This window comes from Bartonella tamiae Th239, assembly GCF_000278275.1.
Lineage (GTDB): Bacteria > Pseudomonadota > Alphaproteobacteria > Rhizobiales > Rhizobiaceae > Bartonella > Bartonella tamiae.
Genome location: NZ_JH725147.1, coordinates 53,363 through 69,382, shown reverse-complemented (window position 1 = coordinate 69,382; position 16,020 = coordinate 53,363). Strand labels below are relative to the sequence as shown.

The following is a 16,020-nucleotide window of genomic DNA, read 5'->3' as shown; positions in this document are numbered from 1 at the left end:
TCCTTATGAAATACTTAAAAAAATACTAATTTGAATGACATTTTGATGCAAGGCTACATATCTTCTTATACATTAAAAACACAGTTGAAGTTTTTATGACACACGCTTTGAGAAACTATGCGACAGTTTTTTTGTAGCACATAGATGAGACTCATGACTTATTCATTAAGATAGAAGATGAGGGTAGCGGCGATGCAAATAGCCGAGAAGAATGTATGTGCGCATCGGTCATAGTGTGTTGCAATGCAACGCCAGTCCTTAAATTTTGCCAATAGCTTCTCAATCTTATGGCGGTACCTATAGAGGTGTCTTTCAAAGTGGATATGCGTGTTCCTTCCCTTTCTTGGAGGAATACAGGCGTTGATGTTTCTGTCAAACAATGCCTGACGGAATCAGTCTGCATCATAACCCCGGTCGATTACGAGTTCGTGTGTATCTGGCAGAACCGGCAACAGAAGAGCGGCACCCTTATAGTCACTCATCTGTCCTTCTGATCAAAGCCGGTATATGGGCTTTCTATCTTGATTGCAGACTGTATGCCGTTTTGAGCTCAAGCTACCTTTCGTGCGCCCGATGTGGCGGGGAACATCCCCTTTTTAAGAGGCGTGCTGCCGTGCGGTGTGCCTTGAGATGTGTGGCATCAATCGTGATACGTTGAGGCTTTGGGTCTTGCCCAGCAAGGGCTGTAAAGATGCGGTCAAACACACCCATTCGGCTCCAGCGGATAAAACGTTTATAGAGTGTTTTATGCCGACCATAGCCAACAGGTGCATCTTTGCATTGCAGACCATGCTTAATGACATAGACAATACTGCTGTCACCACACTGGTTATCAACACGAAAAACTCCGTGAGAAAGTTGGAAAAGGGTGATATCCGTGCCATCTGATTTTCGCTCAACAAAACTAAATCATTCATTGGTCAATCCTCCCTCGAACCAATGAAACACAAACCACCAAAAATGGACTCTATCAAATTTATAGATCCTGAAATTAGTGTTAGATTGTGTCAGAATATAAACGAAAGTCTTATGCGATAAAAACATGTTAAAATAATTGTCGACTATAGGGATATGATATATAAAAATAAATCTGTGTCTTTTGAAGTAACGAGCAAGATGTCTTTATCTATGATCCAAAAATTATAATATTTATCTGAATTTCATTATCATGCATTGCCAATCAAAATACCTGTTGCAAAAACAAGTGCACCACCCAAAATGACTTGAAGCGAAGCGCGCCAAAAGGGTGTTTCCATAAATTTGTGCTGTATCCATACAATGGCCCATAATTCAAAAAAAACAATGAGAAATGCAATGGCTGTGGCAACTGAAAAATGAGGAATAAGAAAGGGCAGAGCATGTCCTAATCCGCCCAATGTTGTCATAATACCACTGGCAAGACCTCTTTTGAAAGGAGAACCGCGACCAGATAATTTTCCATCATCATGTGTGGCTTCTGTAAATCCCATGGAAATGCCTGCTCCAAGGGAAGCCGATAAGCCAACAAGAAAGGTTTGTCGTGTATCGCCTGTTGCAAAAGCTGCAGCAAAAATCGGTGCCAAAGTTGAAACAGATCCATCCATGAGACCAGCGAGCCCGGGTTGTACCCATGTGAGCAAAAATTTTTTATGTTCTAGTGCTTGAGCCTTTTCTTGAACTGTGTCGGGTGTATATTTTTCTTTTAATTGATATGCCATATGTTCATGGTGTTTTTCCTCCATTGCAAGATCACCCAATAATTTTCGTGTTTCAGCGTCTTGGGTTTGCATAGCTGCTGTTTGGTAAAAGCGGGCAGATTGGTCTTCCATTTCACTCGCCGCTTCACGGACTTTATGAATACCAAGTGGACGTATGAGCCAATCAGGCTGTCGATTGTAATACCCACTGACATGTTCACGCCGTATAAGAGGAATATGCGTTCCAAATCGTTTTATAAAAAGATCAATTAAGCGTCTTCTATGGTGATTTTCTTCTTCTGCCATTTTTTCAAATATTTGCGCAAATTCAGGATATTCATCACGCAAGCCATCGGCATAATTAAGATAGATGCGTTCATCATCTTCTTCTGAAGAAATAGCGAGCGCTAAAATTTCTTTTTCTGTAAGGGAAGGAAAGGGTTGTTTTAATTTTGGTGTAAAAAAACGATGAAACATTCTGTTATTCCATATTTAGAACGATTCTAAATTATGGAATTTCATACAAATGTCAATCTTAAATGATGTGATAAGATAAAATTAGGTAATATGAGACTTAAAACTGGTTTGAGCAGCGCTCTATTATGTCATGATAATGTTTCAAACTTATGGATAAATATTGTCTTGTGGATGAATGTGATTTATTGACAAAGAACAAAAGCATCAATCACTAAATATAGTTTGGGACTTTTATTATAATGATCATCAGACATTTGGTGAAAAAAGTGCAAGGATGGTTATAGATATAGAGTGTTCCAAGTGACGACCTTTGAATAATAAAATGCGAAAAATTATCATTACGTTTTGATGGTTTTCTTAGAGTACAATTTGATAATGAAAGCTTGGTTTGTAAGTGTTTGCTTGATTATGTTTTATGAAAACATGATGAAAACACACCTTAAGGGAAACGTTTTTGTAAAATAAGGAAGATTATTTTTTAAATGATTGTTTTTTGCATCAAGATAAGATTGAGCCATTGTCCTTTTTTATATCCGACTTCTGGCATTGTTGCTGTTACTTCAAAACCAAAATGATGATGCAAGCCAATTGACGCTTGATTGCTAGATTCTATGCCAGCTATAAGAACATGTATTGAGTTATTTTTTGCGTGATCGATCAAAGCCCGTAAGAGTTTTTTACCAATACCTTGAGAACGAAATCGTCTATCAATATAAAGCGACAATTCTGCAGAAAATTTATATCCTTCAAAAGGTCGGAACGGTCCATAGCTTGCATATCCGCAAAGCTGTTCCCCATCACACGCAACAAGAACAGGATATTGCGCGCTTTGACGCTTTTTCCACCATGTTATGCGTTCATCAACGCTCACTTTTTGCTCATTCCATATCGCTAAGGTATGTTCAACCGCATCATTATAAATAGCAGTAATTGCATTTAAGTCTTTTTCTTCAGCATGTCGAATAAGCATAATAATCTCTATGAAGTCGCTACATGACATCACATTATTGGTTTAGAAGAACAATGAAAAGACTTTCTTTTTATTTTAGGCCTTAAAAAGGAGGCAAAAGCGATAAAAGATTTTTAACAGTAAAACCCTCTTGGCGCAATGTTTTTAAATTTTTATGGTGTTTGCTTTTTGAAAGTTTTTCGCCCTTTTCATCCAAAATCAATGGATGATGAAAATATTGCGGATGGTTCAATTTTAGAATTTTTTGCAAAAGACAATGAATGGATGTTGCATGATATAAGTCTTGTCCGCGTATAACGTGGCTTATGTCTTGTACTGCATCATCAACCACACAGGCTAAATGATAGCTTGTTGGTATCGTATTTCGTGCAATAATTATATCCCCCCATAATTCAGGTTTTGCTTTTATATATGTCGTCTTGTCATGATCATACTGTAGAAAATAAAGATCATCTGCAATATATTGTTGTGCGCGTTCCATATTGAGACGCCAAGAAAAAGGAATGCCAGAGGTCATTAAACGCTGTCTTTTGCCCATGCTTCTATAACGCTCATGATGAGGATAATGCGGGGTTCCATCTGGAGCATGCGGCCAGAGTTTTCCATTTTTACGCGCTTCTTCAATCGTCTTTATAATGTTACGACGAGTCATAAATGCGGGATAAACGAGGTCTTCTTTGATGAATGTATTTAAAGCGTCTTGATAAACGTCAAAATGTTCACTTTGACGCCGAATTGGCATAGGAAATGAAAGACCAAGCCAATTAAGGTCTTCGATTAAAGCCTGTTCAAAATGTGGTGCGCAGCGTTTTTGATCTATATCTTCTAATCTTAAAGAAAAATTCCCGTTAAGATTTTGTGCGATTTTCGCATTGAGTAAGGCACTATACGCATGACCTAAATGAAGATAACCATTGGGGCTTGGTGCAAAGCGTAAATGGACATTGCTAGTCCCTGACATCTTTTGATGTCCGTTTGAAGGCAGTGATTACAGCGATAAATGAGACGATAAGACTACAAATACCGTTCCATGTTGCAAAAGACAGCCCCATTATATAGCCAGCGGCTTTATCGCAAGCAGGCGGACGTTTTGAATTAAGGCTAGATAATAAATCGCTCGCATTTTGTGTTATGGCAGTAACGCTGGAAGAGCAATCGCTTGGTCCTTTCCAAATTTTGAATTCAATGCCTGTATGATAAAGTGCCAGACCAAAGCTATAAAACATTAAAACAGATAAAAATAAAAACATACATCTTACTGTAAAGCCAGAAACACGTTTATGTGCTAAAAAACCAATAAAAAGTGCCAGTGCAATTCCTATATAATAGGGATCACGCTCTTCAAGACAAAGCTTGCAAGGCATATACCCTTTACTATGTTCTAACCATAATGCAAAACCGACAATAAAAGCCATAAAAAAAGCCAATACAAATGCCATCCATGTTTGAAAAGCGTGAATTGGTTTGGTCAAAATAGTTAGATCCACCATGTTTTAAATCTCTTATAAAAATATTTTATAAAGACTATAGACTATCACAAGCCCAAGACATCCAATAATGATAAACCATTTTAGTCTTGGCAAGACATAATCAAGCATAACGTCACCATATTTACGAATAATCCATGCTAAAAGATAAAAACGCGCGCCGCGCGCCAAAATTGCAGAAAGAATAAACACCCATATATCAATACCAATAACACCAGCTAATATTGTAACAACTTTTATGGGTGGAAGGTGCGATAAACCTGAAGTAATAAGAAGAAGAAGTATAATTTCTAAACTCGTCGTGCTGCGTAGTGCTTCAAAACTTTCGTATTTGCCGTAAAATTCAAGCACGGGTTTGGCAATAGCTTCATAAGCAAAATGACCAATAAGCCAACCTGCAATCCCCCCTAAAACAGAAAAAACAGTTGCAATTATCGCATAATAATAGGCTTTATCGCGTCTGACCAAAGCCATGGGAATATAAAGGACATCCGCAGGAATAATAAAAATAGAACTTTCAATAAAAGCAATGAAGGCCAACCAATATTGTGCAGATTTTCTTGCAGCGAGTGAAAGCGTCCAATTTGTCAATCTTTTCAACATTTACTTTTTGTCCATTTTTATGCTTGTTTAATGGTGTGCGGCAAGAATATCCAGTAAGTTTTTAAAAAGTGATAAGAAAATTGATATTCTATGCACGAAACAGTTGACGAACTCCTAGTTGATAATATAGTGCACTGTTCTTGACACAAATTTTGTGTCTTCACTTCATCGATGCGGGTGTGGTGGAACTGGTAGACGCGCCAGACTCAAAATCTGGTTCCGAGAGGAGTGTCGGTTCGAGTCCGACCACCCGCACCAAATCCGGTTTCGGATTTCCTCAAAACACTGTATAAAGACAGTAAAAGGGGAATGACTATGTCACAATTTGACGTTATTATTTATCATAATCGTCAGTGTTCAACGTCGTGTAATGTTGTCCGTTTGGTCAGTGCACTTGGCTATGAGCCACATATTATTGAATATTTAAAGACACCGCCGCGCATTGAAATGCTTTTACAGCTTGCACAACGCGCTGATATGTCCATTCGTGATTTTTTACGTGTGAAAGAAAAAAAATATCACGAATTTTCATTGGATGATCAATCATTGTCGGATGATTATATTGCGCAAAAAATGCATGAAAATCCAGAATTGATTAATCGCCCTATTGTGGTTTGTCCTCATGGAGTAGCGCTTTGTCGACCTGCAGAAAGTGTCAGTGAATTGTTGATTGGTTCTGAATAAAAGTGTTGTGTTGAGGTCAAGGGATGCGTGAAAAAAACAAAACTTCCCAAAATACTGACCAGCAACAAATGCGCACATTGCGTAAGTTGTTTGTTGCACTTGGCATGGCATTTCCACTTGCAAGTGCATCTTCAGCCGAAAGTCATCTTAAACCTGATGAATTTGTGATGTTTTTACCAGACATTGCTTATCAAAATGATAATGGTGATATTTTAGCCGGTATCCAAACATGGGTTTATGAAAAAGAAAAACGGCGTGGGTTAACCCATATTCTTGCACTTTTTTTGGGCATTGATATGTCGGCTTTGACTGCCGCAGAGCGTCGTCAACTTTATGCGCGTACGCAACTCTTTCGGGTTGATTCAGAGCGCGGCAAGGAAGTTTTTGTTCAAGATGAAGACAATTATATTCATAAAATGCCAAAAACTGCGAGCAATGGGCGCAGTCATATTTTAGCACCTGTAAAATTGGATAATAAACAAAGCATCAAACGGCTTTATTTTTATCCTGCCAATATTGGAAAAACAAATAATGCAGATATTGCCGTTGCCATTTATGCCCCTCCAACAGGACTATCTGTGATTTCTGATATTGACGATACGATTAAACATTCTTTTGTTGTTGATAAACGCCAACTTTTAATCAATACATTTTTAAATGATTTTACGGCCATTGATCAAATGGCAAATTTTTACCGTGAGATCAATATAAATAATGATGTTGCTTATCACTATGTCTCTTCATCTCCGATACAACTTTTTCCTGTTTTGCATGAGTTTATGATTGAAAATAACTATCCGCTTGGAACAATGCATTTAAGAGAAGCCACGCGCTGGAGTGATATTGTTCCCTTATTAAAAGCATCTCGTACCCATAAAATAAGAAGTATTGAACGTTTGTTGCGTGCCTATCCGAAAAGAAAATTTTTGCTCATTGGGGATTCAGTTGAAAATGATCCTGCAATTTATGCCGATCTGGGTCATCGTTTTCCCGATCAAATTTACGGAATTATCATTCGTCATGCGACACCCAAAAAATCTTATATAGAAATTGAGCGTCACTTAAACGGTCTTGATCGAAAAACTTGGATTATCGCATCTTCGGTTGATGACATGCGTAATTTTTTTAAAGACTTGCAATCTGCAAATAAGATTAAACAATAAATTTATCTTTATAAAAACGTGTGTTTAATTTAAACTGCACTTTATTGCGATTGCTTTAAAGCCAAAAGCGTTTTTTTGTAACAAATTACAGACAAATTTGGGGACACTTTGACTGGCAGAACCAATGATTGATTGATTAAACAGACTATTGTAGCGATGCGTGCAGTTTTGATTTGTGTCACTCATTAAATTCATATCAATTGATTTTGCACCATTGGCTTTTGCCATTGAAACAAAGTTTGCAGCAGGATAAACTGTAACAGACGTGCCAATTGATACAAAGAGATCACACTGATAAAGTGCGTTTTCTATAATATCCATATGGTAGGGTATTTCGCCAAACCACACAATATCTGGACGTAGCATTTTTGTTTTTGTACAAGATGGACAGATGCTTGTTAAATCCATATCCTCACACCAATGGTGTCTTTGACCACAAAAAAGACAAAGTGCAATTTTAATAGTCCCATGCATATGAACTAAGTGTTTAGATCCAGCGCGTTCATGCAGATCGTCCACATTTTGGGTAATAAGTAAAAAATTTCTTGGCCAGTTTTGTTCAAGTTTATAAAGAGCATGATGTGCAGCATTTGGTTTTGCCTTTTGCACATCTTGGCGCCTTTTATTATAAAAATCATAAACGCGTGTCGGATTTTTTTGAAATGCTTGCGGTGTTGCTACATCTTCAATACGAAATTTATTCCATGTCCTATCTTCAGAGCGAAATGTTTCTAATCCAGATTCTGCAGAAATTTCGGCTCCAGTTAAAATAACGATGTTGTTCAAATTGTGCATTTGTGTGTCACTTCTTATATGAATGGTTTCACTTTTGCCATAAATCAGTATGCTGTGCATGAATTATTTTAAAAAGGAATTGACTTCTTGGCTTTGGAAAGTGATAGCAAAAAAATGCTTCGCCAGAAGGTTGAAGATGCAGATTTGACGTTGACACTACAAAATCGTCATAAAGATGCCTTGGCTTGGGCTGAGGCACAGTTCGCCTATTCAGAAGCAATGCTTGCTTTTGCTGATGTCGAAGAGGATGATGTTGCTGCAAAGATTGCGTTTAGTGAAGCGGCAGAGGGTTTTAAAAAAACGTTGCAAATTTTTACGCAAAAACAGCATTTTTCACGTTGGGGAAGGGTCGTCATTTCTTATGTTCGCTGTATAAGAAATTTGGCTATGCGTGAAGAAGAGCAAATTGGCATTTTGCGTTTTAAAAATGGCCTTTTGATGTTACAAGAAGTTTTTGAGGCACTTGATCCTTCTAAAGGTGCATTTGATCGCGCTTTAATACAATCGGAGAAGGGACATCTTTATCGTGCTTTGGCTGATGTTGACCTTTTAAAAGAGCGTGAGAACAATTTACAAAATGCATTGAATGCATATGAAAATTCTGCATCTTTCATGAGAAAAAAGGAAAATTTTACGCACTGGTCTGTTTCAATTTCTGCAGGAGCGCTTACGGCAGCCGAACTTGGCCGAATGCAAAAAATGCCGACTTCTTTAGAAACTGTCAAAAAAGCGATTTCCCTTTTTGAATCTGTCTTAGCCTACGATCAAGATCATGATAGGCTGTTAGATCGGCCCTATTTGCATTTTGAGATGGGACGAACCTTATTCCAAATGTCTATTTTAGAAGGAAAAAACCAAATAAAGCATTTGCAGTCCGCTTTACATGCTTTTGAGCTCGCTCATTCTTCTTTTGAAAAAGAAAAATCATCAGATGCATGGGTGCGTTTGCAAAATGAGATGGCCATGACGCTTTCTCTCTTGGCACAATATGATCGTCCTGAACACTCTTTAAAATATTTGGAGCGTTCACTTGCACTTTATAAAAATAATTTGGACATATTGGATCAAACAGATCATTCTCTGGTAAAAGCAGTTATATCTGGAAATTATGGAAAAGATTTATCCTATTATGCTAATACAGAAAAAAACAGAGAAGAAAGTTTAAAAATACGCTATCAAGCGATCGATGCGCTTCGTGATGCTATCGGTGATGAAATACGATCCTTACGCCCGTTGGATTGGCTTTCTTATTTTGTTGAACTTGGAGCTGCATTGCAAGCAGCGGCTAATGATGAACGCACAGACGAAAAAAAGCATCCACTTTTTAGAGAAGCGATTGATCTTTATAGTCAGGCTTTAAACAATTTTTCTCCTCAAGATCATCAAGAGTTACGTGCGAAAATTCTTCAATGGCGCGCCCTTGCACGTGCCACTTTAGGTGAAGCCATAACGGAAAATGAAGGCTTAACGCTCTTAAAAGAGGCGGAACGAGACTTTCGTCTCAGTTTAAAATTTCTAGATTCAAAAGGTGATAAAAACGACATTAAGCGTATATATACAAGTTTGGCGCATTTGCTTTATGCCATGGCATGTCGTTTTGATTGTGATGCGTCTATTGATGTCTTGCATTCAGCTTCAAAAGCAATTGAATATGCGATGAAAAATATAACAAGTGATAATGCGATTGAAGATGACAACTATATCGCTATTATGGCACATCATGGTCTTATTTTATCAAAAATTGGTTTTTTCGAAAAACAATCTTACGCTTATATTAAGGCTGAAGCGATTTATGAGAAACTAATCACTAGCCAAACTTTGAAAGATAATCCTGCAAAATTTATACAGATTATGGGTCATTATGCACGCATGCTTCATGATTGGACAGATATATTACCCCGTAAAGACAGCCGTTTAAAATTGCGCTATGCATTTTTTCTTATAGGGCAAGTTGAAAAAGAAGCGAAACAGTTTGATCTTGCCGTTTTAAATAACGAAATACATAGCAATCGCGCGCGTCTTGAACAACGTCTCAAATCAGTCCAAAATCAAGGCTTGGCTCGATTTTGGCCTTTTAAAAAAAGGGTAAATTAAGATTTATTCTGTTTTTTTAAATTTTTGTTTTTTCAATTAATAACATGAAACACGTTATGAAAACGAGCTTGTGACACACTCATAAAATGGCACAATAATTTCAATAAAAACATGGATTTTAAAAAACAAGGATAAATCGTAAGATACTGTCAATTTTGTTTTTTGAGCAATGTCTGTTTAACCTATAAAATGAACCTTAACACCCTTTTTAACCAGTTTGGCCAGTTCTTCGGCATCCCAGTTGGTTAAACGGATACATCCATGGCTTGATGTTTTTCCAATGCGAGATGGCTCTGGCGTTCCATGAATACCGTATGTTGGCTTTGAAAGAGCAATCCACACAGTTCCAACGGGGCCATTTGGACCTGGCGGAATAATGAGAACACGATCATTATTACCCTGTTTAAAGTTTACCTTCGGATTATAGGTATAATTTGGATTTACCGCTATGCGTTCTACTTCCACTGTTCCAGATGGAGAAGGATTGTCGATTGAGCCTATAGTGGAAGGATAGGCAACAATTAACCGTCCTTGTGAATTATATCCACGCACTTGTTTACGTGTTTTATCGGCAACGATACGTGTTATATTTTCACGTTTTGGCAAACGCAAATTGGGTACTTTGATAATCTCTCCTACCATATTAAATCGGGCATGAGGATTAAGTTCTTGTAAAAAAATTTCATCAATATGAAATTTTTCTGCTAACATTTCACGAACAGACGTATAAGACATAGCAGGCATTTGCGCTTTTTGCGCATAATCAGTAGGAATTGAAGCTGCATAATTTTGATATATATCATTATGCGTTAAATGATATTGACTAAAAGCAGGTCCGCCTGTTCGCTCTAATGCGTTGCTTAGAGCCACTTGATCATTCGGATCAATAAAACGGCCACTTATTTCACCAGCAGCAGCGGAAGCTTTATCAAAATTACCCCCAGCAACACCGTCAATCACACCCGGGGAAGCGCCAATGCGATGCATGAGAATTTGAACACTTGCCACGATTTCTTTTGATCGAGGCAACTCAATCGCTGGAGCGTTATAATCGGGCGTATTCTTTTGAAAAGACGGTGAATGTGTATTGCCGCTTGGCGAAATATTGTCATAAGGAAGACCGCCTTCAATAGGACCTTGATTGCTCATTGCCACTGGAGGAGGGATAACACCATTGGAATAGTAGGGCGGCTCTTCTACACGCACAATTTGGCCTTGATCGTTGACGTAAAGCATACGGCCATATTGATCTTGATAAATTCGAAGAGCACCTTGTGGTGTGTTTTCAGTTGCTTGGCTTAATTGTGTTAAAAGCAATGTTGGTTTTTGTGCATAGACTACGTGTAAACACAACAAAAGTCCAAAAAAGGATGTACAAAATGCAAAAATAAAACGTGTCATGATCTACCATTGTAAAGTCATACTATTTAAATAATTTTGCGCCTTTCATACGCTTTTATGGTTAATAAATTGATTATGAAAGAGGATTTTTAAAATTATTTTTGCAAATATCTTTTGCGATAACAATATCAAATGTATGAATGTCTAAAGTATACTTCGTTTTAATAATGCGTGTTCATTTTGATTGAATTTGACTGGTGTTTCAAACAAAATCTTCAATATGGCATACATTCCATTATGAATTCAGCTGTTTTTAAAATCGGTTTATAATCATTTTAAATTTCACTTGAAGGCATAAAATTTGTGAACAAACTGTGCTAGATTTATGCCAATTTTAGTGCCACAATATGCACATTTGATACACAGATAGTCACATTTTTCCAAAGAGCGAATATTTGTAAACGTTTTAATGTTTCGGTTTATTTATGGTGCTGCGAGAGAGGATTGAACTCTCGACCTCTCCCTTACCAATTAAGCTCCCTTATGAGTAACACAAGAAATGCAGGCGATAGAGCACTTCAATTATGACGTTTTTAGAACGATGTTCTTTTTTCGTTCCTTTCGTTAGGTTCACCTGAACCTAAGAGCACTTCTTATTTTTATATGTTCATTGTTTGTTATTATTTAAAAGATCAAGATAAATATGAGATAGTTGATGGTTTTCACAGATATACTGTAATGAAAACAAGCAAAAGAATTTTCGATAGGGAAAACGGTCAATTGCCAATTGTTGTTATTGATAAAGATATAAATAATAGAATGGCATCAACAATAAGGCACAATAGAGCAAGAGGTTCACATAGTATTGATCTCATGGTTGGAATTGTTAAAGAACTAACAGAAGCAGGAATGAAAGATCAATGGATACAAAGGCATATTGGGATGGATATGGATGAATTGTTAAGATTAAAACAAATAAGTGGACTTGCTTCCCTTTTTGAAAATAAAGAGTTTTCGTCAGCTTGGAATCCAAAATAATGAATGGAAAAGAAATAAAAAATGCGCGCTATAAACTTGGACATATGTGGGGTTAAATAGACCATTAAGACAATCGGAACTTGGTCGTGCTATTCGTTTACAAGGAAAAACGCCCGGTCAATCAATAAGATTGTGGGAAAACGGGCATACAAAAATTAGCGGACCAGCATCTGCTTGTATAGATATGATGTTAAATGGTTCAAAACCACCTGAAAAAATGGAAGTAATTATTTTATATCAAGATGGTGGAGATGAATTGTGATCACTATATTTTTTAATAATTTGTATAAATCCATCGATTAAAGCCACACCAACAGCACCACATAAAAAGCCAGCTAAGCCAATAATCTTTTCAGGCACAATATGGTCAGGATGAATAAAATCATATTTTATAAGCATATGATGCAAGGCTTGTGCAACAAGTTCTGCACCATAAACCGCGCATAACGCGCCACCAATCCATTCTGTAATGCGCTGTGTCCATTTTCGTGTTGGTGCGTTGATTTGCATGACAAAAGCCCCAAAGACACCAGCAAGAGCCGTTATAAGTGTATAAACAATATAGGTAAACCAATCAGGTGGTAAGCTTTTATTCGGCATTATTTTATTTCCAGCATTTTTGTTTTTGGCCGAAGCGGTCTGTTGCCAGTATCCAACGTGATATTTCCGTTTCATGATTGGCGAGATACGCAGGATTATTGATTTTCGGTGGTTTTTTCCAACCGCTGCAAGACGGCGGTACATTGGTCTGACATGCCGCCAAGGGCAATGCACAAATCAACAGCATTAAGATTGGATATTTCATGGTCAATCGTTTCCCTTTTTCGAAAGGCTTCAACAGCTTGTTGTAAGCTTGCTTTTTGTGCTGATAGGCGGCCATAAAAAAAGCCACTTAAAAAAGCGGCGATCAAAAAAAACACATTGCTATGAGAGCAATGAGTCTCAAACGGATAGAGCGCATCATAAAATATACTCACGTCTATTGCGTTGCATTTTTCATACGTTTGACAAAATGGAAAACACCAACACATGCGCCGATGACCATAACGCCAGCAAGTGCCCATTGGAATGGACCATGCCCTGTTGCAAAACCCGTTAATCCAGACGCCGCACCAAGAAGAGGAGCAACCACTTCTGGTTTTAAAACTACATGGCTTTGATCCGTTTCTGGCGTGATATAATTGGAAGAGACAAAATCGCCCTTAATCCATAATGCGCCTTCTGCACGACGACGATTCACCAAGCCTTTAATTTTACGCCCGCCAGCATTGACCCATTTCATCAATTCTGAAGGCACAGCATCATAGTCGCCTTTATTGAGTTTTTTCAACAATGTTGAGCGCCTAAAAGCACCGATACCAACATTATAGGTAAAGGAAACAAGAGTGGCAAATTGATGATCGTTGAGTGTTACAGTGACAGCATTTTCGACTGTTTGCTCATATTGTGTCAAATCTTGGATCAAAATAGTTTCTGCTTCTTTTTCACTCATCTTCATGCCAGCTTTTGGTTTTGGTTCACCAGCAGCGGCTGTGTGTCCATAACCAATTGTCCAAACACCTGCGACATCGCGATAGGCGTTTAAACGCAAGCCTTCCCATTGTTTGATATGGTCAAGACCTGTTTGATTGATTTTACGTGTCATTGGTTTTCCTTTCGGGCATAAAAAAAACCGCCTTTGGGGCGGTGTATTTTTTACTATATTTTGTTATTTAAACATTCGGCCATTTGATTGCGTCATAAACGGCTTGAGCCGCTTGAATGGTTTTTGCTTCATCAATAGCTTGTTTTGCTTGCAATCTTGTTTTCTCAATTTCAGCGCCGACATATTGCCATTGTGTATAAGCAAAGGTAACAGTTTCTGCCACTTCTAAGAGTGTGTCACCGTCAATGCCAAGACTTGCTTTTAAAAGTGGATATTCTGCTTCATTGGGTTTGGTGTTTTTATCTGGATTGGCAAGATAAGCGGTGTATTGGCCAGAATAATTTTCAGCTTGTGCAACTTTTTCTTGATAAGTCATCGACTGGCCAACACCATTGGTGATATATTTAAGACGTTCTTGTTCAGCATTCTGATCAATAAATTGTTTAATATGAGATTTAAACTCTTTCATATCTGGTTTTGATGGCTCTGGCTTATTTGGGGCTAAGCCTTTTTCTGATGGGTTGCCAATGAAATCAATCGTAATTTCATTGCCTTCATTATCAAACCATATTTCATCACGACAATCGTCAATTAAAATCCAATTGTTATTTTGCCAAATTGGTGTTTTATTATTCTCTTTTTTAGGCGGTTTTCTGCGCGTCGAATAAGCAGGATCAGAAAATATTCCTTCTTCGAGTGGAGATGGGTCAGCATGACCCTTACCTAAATATTCTTTCGTTTCATAATGATAGTGATAAATGCTAGGATACGTAATGTTAGGTTTTCTAAACCATGCCGACATAATAAACCTCAATATTTAATGATTGGAAGAAGAGCAACGTTACGCGGACGATTTTCAGGCGCTGTTGGTACTACGCGTGATGCATCAAATGAAAAACCAAATTGACGACCCGATGTTGACCAAGTACCACCTGGACTTGTATTTGCTTTATTATGAGAGTTAATGGCACCTGACCCTCGTCCTAAATACCCCATAGAATCATCATTAACCGAACCAGTAATGTTTCTTATTGCATCACCTTGATCACTACCCAACTGACGACCTGTATCAATGCCTCTTCCATTATCCCACCCACGTATAAAAAGACCACGACGGTCTGGCACTGCGAAGGTTGTTATTCCATCTCCACCGTATTTTACACCACAAAATTTTGCGAGATCAGGATAAGCGGATATATTATATCTATTCCCATTAGCCGCCAACCAACCATCTGGTGGAAGTTCAGAATCTATATAAGATTCAAGACCAACTGGTATGCGTAAACGATTTAATGTTTGTTCTAAATTGTTTAAAATTTCTCTTTCGCTAGAGCTTAAAATTTTTGCTGTGTCTGTTTCAACCATATTACCCATTGAAAATGCATCGGATGCGACTTCATTCGGATCATAGATTTCTTTTTTCATATATGTTAAAACATCAAAATTAACCGCATTCCATTCGCCTTGAACCTCTCCTGCCTGTAAAATTTGCCCTTTTTCAGCTTTTACATCAGCAAGGCTTGGTAAGTTTCCCGTTTGCAAATTGCGCAAGACCAAAGTCGCCAATCCTGCTTGTCTTGCATTACGCGCAAGTGGTCGCAAACGAAGGTTAAATGTTCCTGCGCAGTCTGAAGGGCATGGATAAAGCAATGTGCCTATTGTTCGACTGCCTATTGAAGCCAATAAAAGCCATTTTCCTACCGTTGGTATATAAATACTGTCGCCTGCATAAAATGAAGCTTCTGCACCATTAAAAGCATTATTAAAAACAATATCAGATGACCCTGCGGTAAGCGTGACTGTACCAACAGTATAGTCATCCGTATCCATAGGCACCCATTCATTTATTGTCATTTTTATTGCCTTTCAACTTAGCAATTTCTTTTTGCATATCTGCTATTTGCTGCTCGGCTTTATCACGTAAGGCGGCGTTAATAAGCGCGCGTTTTCTCCAAAAGTCAGATTCTGCAGTGGCTTCTGCAAAGGCAACAGCGTGGGATATATCAATTTTTTCAGACATAATTTTCCTTTCTCCGCAAATACGATT

General features: G+C 37.9%; 18 protein-coding genes, 1 tRNA gene and 1 pseudogene. 6 read left to right on the top strand and 14 right to left on the bottom strand.

Going from position 1 to position 16,020, the window contains the following annotated elements:
- Positions 1-158 precede the first annotated feature (158 nt).
- The 6 genes and pseudogenes from ME5_RS10455 to ME5_RS00435 form a co-directional block, all read right to left on the bottom strand.
- Positions 159-917, bottom strand: a pseudogene (locus ME5_RS10455) (IS5 family transposase).
- Positions 918-1,166: 249 nt separating this feature from the next.
- The gene (gene mbfA / locus ME5_RS00455) at positions 1,167-2,153 is read right to left on the bottom strand and encodes an iron exporter MbfA (RefSeq protein ID WP_008037385.1); all 987 of its coding nucleotides are present in this window, start codon (positions 2,151-2,153) and stop codon (positions 1,167-1,169) included.
- Between the two features lie 478 nt (positions 2,154-2,631).
- The gene (locus ME5_RS00450) at positions 2,632-3,129 is read right to left on the bottom strand and encodes a GNAT family N-acetyltransferase (protein ID WP_280641516.1); all 498 of its coding nucleotides are present in this window, start codon (positions 3,127-3,129) and stop codon (positions 2,632-2,634) included.
- Between the two features lie 76 nt (positions 3,130-3,205).
- The gene (gluQRS, locus tag ME5_RS00445; protein ID WP_008037383.1) at positions 3,206-4,084 is read right to left on the bottom strand and encodes a tRNA glutamyl-Q(34) synthetase GluQRS; all 879 of its coding nucleotides are present in this window, start codon (positions 4,082-4,084) and stop codon (positions 3,206-3,208) included.
- Positions 4,071-4,613, bottom strand: a complete 543-nt coding sequence (locus tag ME5_RS00440; protein ID WP_008037382.1) for a disulfide bond formation protein B — start codon at positions 4,611-4,613, stop codon at positions 4,071-4,073. The genes gluQRS and ME5_RS00440 overlap by 14 nt, the downstream gene beginning before the upstream one ends.
- Before the next feature lie 12 nt (positions 4,614-4,625).
- Positions 4,626-5,213, bottom strand: coding sequence for a YqaA family protein (locus ME5_RS00435; protein WP_008037381.1), 588 nt, complete (start codon positions 5,211-5,213; stop codon positions 4,626-4,628).
- 173 nt (positions 5,214-5,386) lie between these two features.
- On the opposite strand from ME5_RS00435, the gene ME5_RS00430 reads away from it, so the two are divergent.
- From ME5_RS00430 to ME5_RS00420, 3 genes are all read left to right on the top strand, one after another.
- A tRNA-Leu gene (locus ME5_RS00430) sits at positions 5,387-5,471 on the top strand.
- 57 nt (positions 5,472-5,528) lie between these two features.
- Positions 5,529-5,897, top strand: a complete 369-nt coding sequence (locus ME5_RS00425) for an arsenate reductase family protein (protein ID WP_008037380.1) — start codon at positions 5,529-5,531, stop codon at positions 5,895-5,897.
- A gap of 23 nt (positions 5,898-5,920) precedes the next feature.
- Positions 5,921-7,060, top strand: a complete 1,140-nt coding sequence (locus ME5_RS00420; protein ID WP_008037379.1) for a phosphatidate phosphatase App1 family protein — start codon at positions 5,921-5,923, stop codon at positions 7,058-7,060.
- A 24-nt stretch (positions 7,061-7,084) separates the two neighbouring features.
- Here the strand turns inward: ME5_RS00420 and ME5_RS00415 are convergent, their stop codons facing one another.
- Positions 7,085-7,855 (bottom strand): NAD-dependent deacylase, encoded by a 771-nt coding sequence (locus tag ME5_RS00415; RefSeq protein WP_008037378.1) that lies wholly within the window; start codon positions 7,853-7,855, stop codon positions 7,085-7,087.
- Positions 7,856-7,942: 87 nt separating this feature from the next.
- Between ME5_RS00415 and ME5_RS00410 the strand changes: the two genes are divergently transcribed.
- The gene (locus ME5_RS00410) at positions 7,943-9,949 is read left to right on the top strand and encodes a hypothetical protein (protein ID WP_008037376.1); all 2,007 of its coding nucleotides are present in this window, start codon (positions 7,943-7,945) and stop codon (positions 9,947-9,949) included.
- Between the two features lie 177 nt (positions 9,950-10,126).
- On the opposite strand, the gene ME5_RS00405 is transcribed toward ME5_RS00410, so the two are convergent.
- Complete coding sequence (locus tag ME5_RS00405; protein WP_008037373.1) at positions 10,127-11,350, bottom strand: L,D-transpeptidase; 1,224 nt, start codon at positions 11,348-11,350, stop codon at positions 10,127-10,129.
- A 678-nt stretch (positions 11,351-12,028) separates the two neighbouring features.
- Here ME5_RS00405 and ME5_RS00400 point away from each other — a divergent pair.
- Positions 12,029-12,328, top strand: coding sequence for a ParB N-terminal domain-containing protein (locus tag ME5_RS00400; protein ID WP_245256464.1), 300 nt, complete (start codon positions 12,029-12,031; stop codon positions 12,326-12,328).
- 46 nt (positions 12,329-12,374) lie between these two features.
- A complete protein-coding gene (locus ME5_RS00395; RefSeq protein ID WP_008037371.1) occupies positions 12,375-12,590 on the top strand; it encodes a hypothetical protein in 216 nt (71 codons plus the stop codon).
- Here the strand turns inward: ME5_RS00395 and ME5_RS00390 are convergent.
- From ME5_RS00390 to ME5_RS00365, 6 genes are all read right to left on the bottom strand, one after another.
- Positions 12,566-12,928, bottom strand: coding sequence for a hypothetical protein (locus tag ME5_RS00390; RefSeq protein WP_008037370.1), 363 nt, complete (start codon positions 12,926-12,928; stop codon positions 12,566-12,568). The two genes, ME5_RS00395 and ME5_RS00390, sit on opposite strands and share 25 nt — an antisense overlap.
- A gap of 95 nt (positions 12,929-13,023) precedes the next feature.
- Positions 13,024-13,239 carry a hypothetical protein gene (locus ME5_RS00385; RefSeq protein ID WP_245256463.1) on the bottom strand — a complete coding sequence of 72 codons (216 nt, stop codon included), beginning with the start codon at positions 13,237-13,239 and terminating at the stop codon, positions 13,024-13,026.
- Positions 13,240-13,307: 68 nt separating this feature from the next.
- A complete protein-coding gene (locus ME5_RS00380) occupies positions 13,308-13,973 on the bottom strand; it encodes a lysozyme (protein WP_008037369.1) in 666 nt (221 codons plus the stop codon).
- 67 nt (positions 13,974-14,040) lie between these two features.
- Positions 14,041-14,775 carry a hypothetical protein gene (locus ME5_RS00375; RefSeq protein WP_008037368.1) on the bottom strand — a complete coding sequence of 245 codons (735 nt, stop codon included), beginning with the start codon at positions 14,773-14,775 and terminating at the stop codon, positions 14,041-14,043.
- A gap of 8 nt (positions 14,776-14,783) precedes the next feature.
- Entirely contained in the window at positions 14,784-15,827 is a 1,044-nt protein-coding gene (locus ME5_RS10715) for a phage tail protein (RefSeq protein WP_008037364.1), read from the bottom strand.
- The gene (locus tag ME5_RS00365) at positions 15,814-15,993 is read right to left on the bottom strand and encodes a hypothetical protein (RefSeq protein ID WP_008037363.1); all 180 of its coding nucleotides are present in this window, start codon (positions 15,991-15,993) and stop codon (positions 15,814-15,816) included. Before ME5_RS00365 ends, ME5_RS10715 begins: the two co-directional genes overlap by 14 nt.
- Positions 15,994-16,020: the final 27 nt, after the last annotated feature.

What these genes read in the sequence shown, in the direction of transcription:
- ME5_RS00425 (WP_008037380.1), top strand. Translation starts at nt 5,529, where the DNA reads ATGTCACAATTTGACGTTATTATTTATCATAATCGTCAGTGTTCAACG.
- ME5_RS00375 (WP_008037368.1), bottom strand. Translation starts at nt 14,775, where the DNA reads ATGTCGGCATGGTTTAGAAAACCTAACATTACGTATCCTAGCATTTAT.
- ME5_RS00380 (WP_008037369.1), bottom strand. Translation starts at nt 13,973, where the DNA reads ATGACACGTAAAATCAATCAAACAGGTCTTGACCATATCAAACAATGG.
- ME5_RS00440 (WP_008037382.1), bottom strand. Translation starts at nt 4,613, where the DNA reads ATGGTGGATCTAACTATTTTGACCAAACCAATTCACGCTTTTCAAACA.
- ME5_RS00365 (WP_008037363.1), bottom strand. Translation starts at nt 15,993, where the DNA reads ATGTCTGAAAAAATTGATATATCCCACGCTGTTGCCTTTGCAGAAGCC.
- ME5_RS00415 (WP_008037378.1), bottom strand. Translation starts at nt 7,855, where the DNA reads ATGCACAATTTGAACAACATCGTTATTTTAACTGGAGCCGAAATTTCT.
- ME5_RS00405 (WP_008037373.1), bottom strand. Translation starts at nt 11,350, where the DNA reads ATGACACGTTTTATTTTTGCATTTTGTACATCCTTTTTTGGACTTTTG.
- ME5_RS00420 (WP_008037379.1), top strand. Translation starts at nt 5,921, where the DNA reads ATGCGTGAAAAAAACAAAACTTCCCAAAATACTGACCAGCAACAAATG.
- ME5_RS00400 (WP_245256464.1), top strand. Translation starts at nt 12,029, where the DNA reads ATGAAAACAAGCAAAAGAATTTTCGATAGGGAAAACGGTCAATTGCCA.
- gluQRS (WP_008037383.1), bottom strand. Translation starts at nt 4,084, where the DNA reads ATGTCAGGGACTAGCAATGTCCATTTACGCTTTGCACCAAGCCCCAAT.
- ME5_RS00390 (WP_008037370.1), bottom strand. Translation starts at nt 12,928, where the DNA reads ATGCCGAATAAAAGCTTACCACCTGATTGGTTTACCTATATTGTTTAT.
- ME5_RS10715 (WP_008037364.1), bottom strand. Translation starts at nt 15,827, where the DNA reads ATGACAATAAATGAATGGGTGCCTATGGATACGGATGACTATACTGTT.
- mbfA (WP_008037385.1), bottom strand. Translation starts at nt 2,153, where the DNA reads ATGTTTCATCGTTTTTTTACACCAAAATTAAAACAACCCTTTCCTTCC.
- ME5_RS00435 (WP_008037381.1), bottom strand. Translation starts at nt 5,213, where the DNA reads ATGTTGAAAAGATTGACAAATTGGACGCTTTCACTCGCTGCAAGAAAA.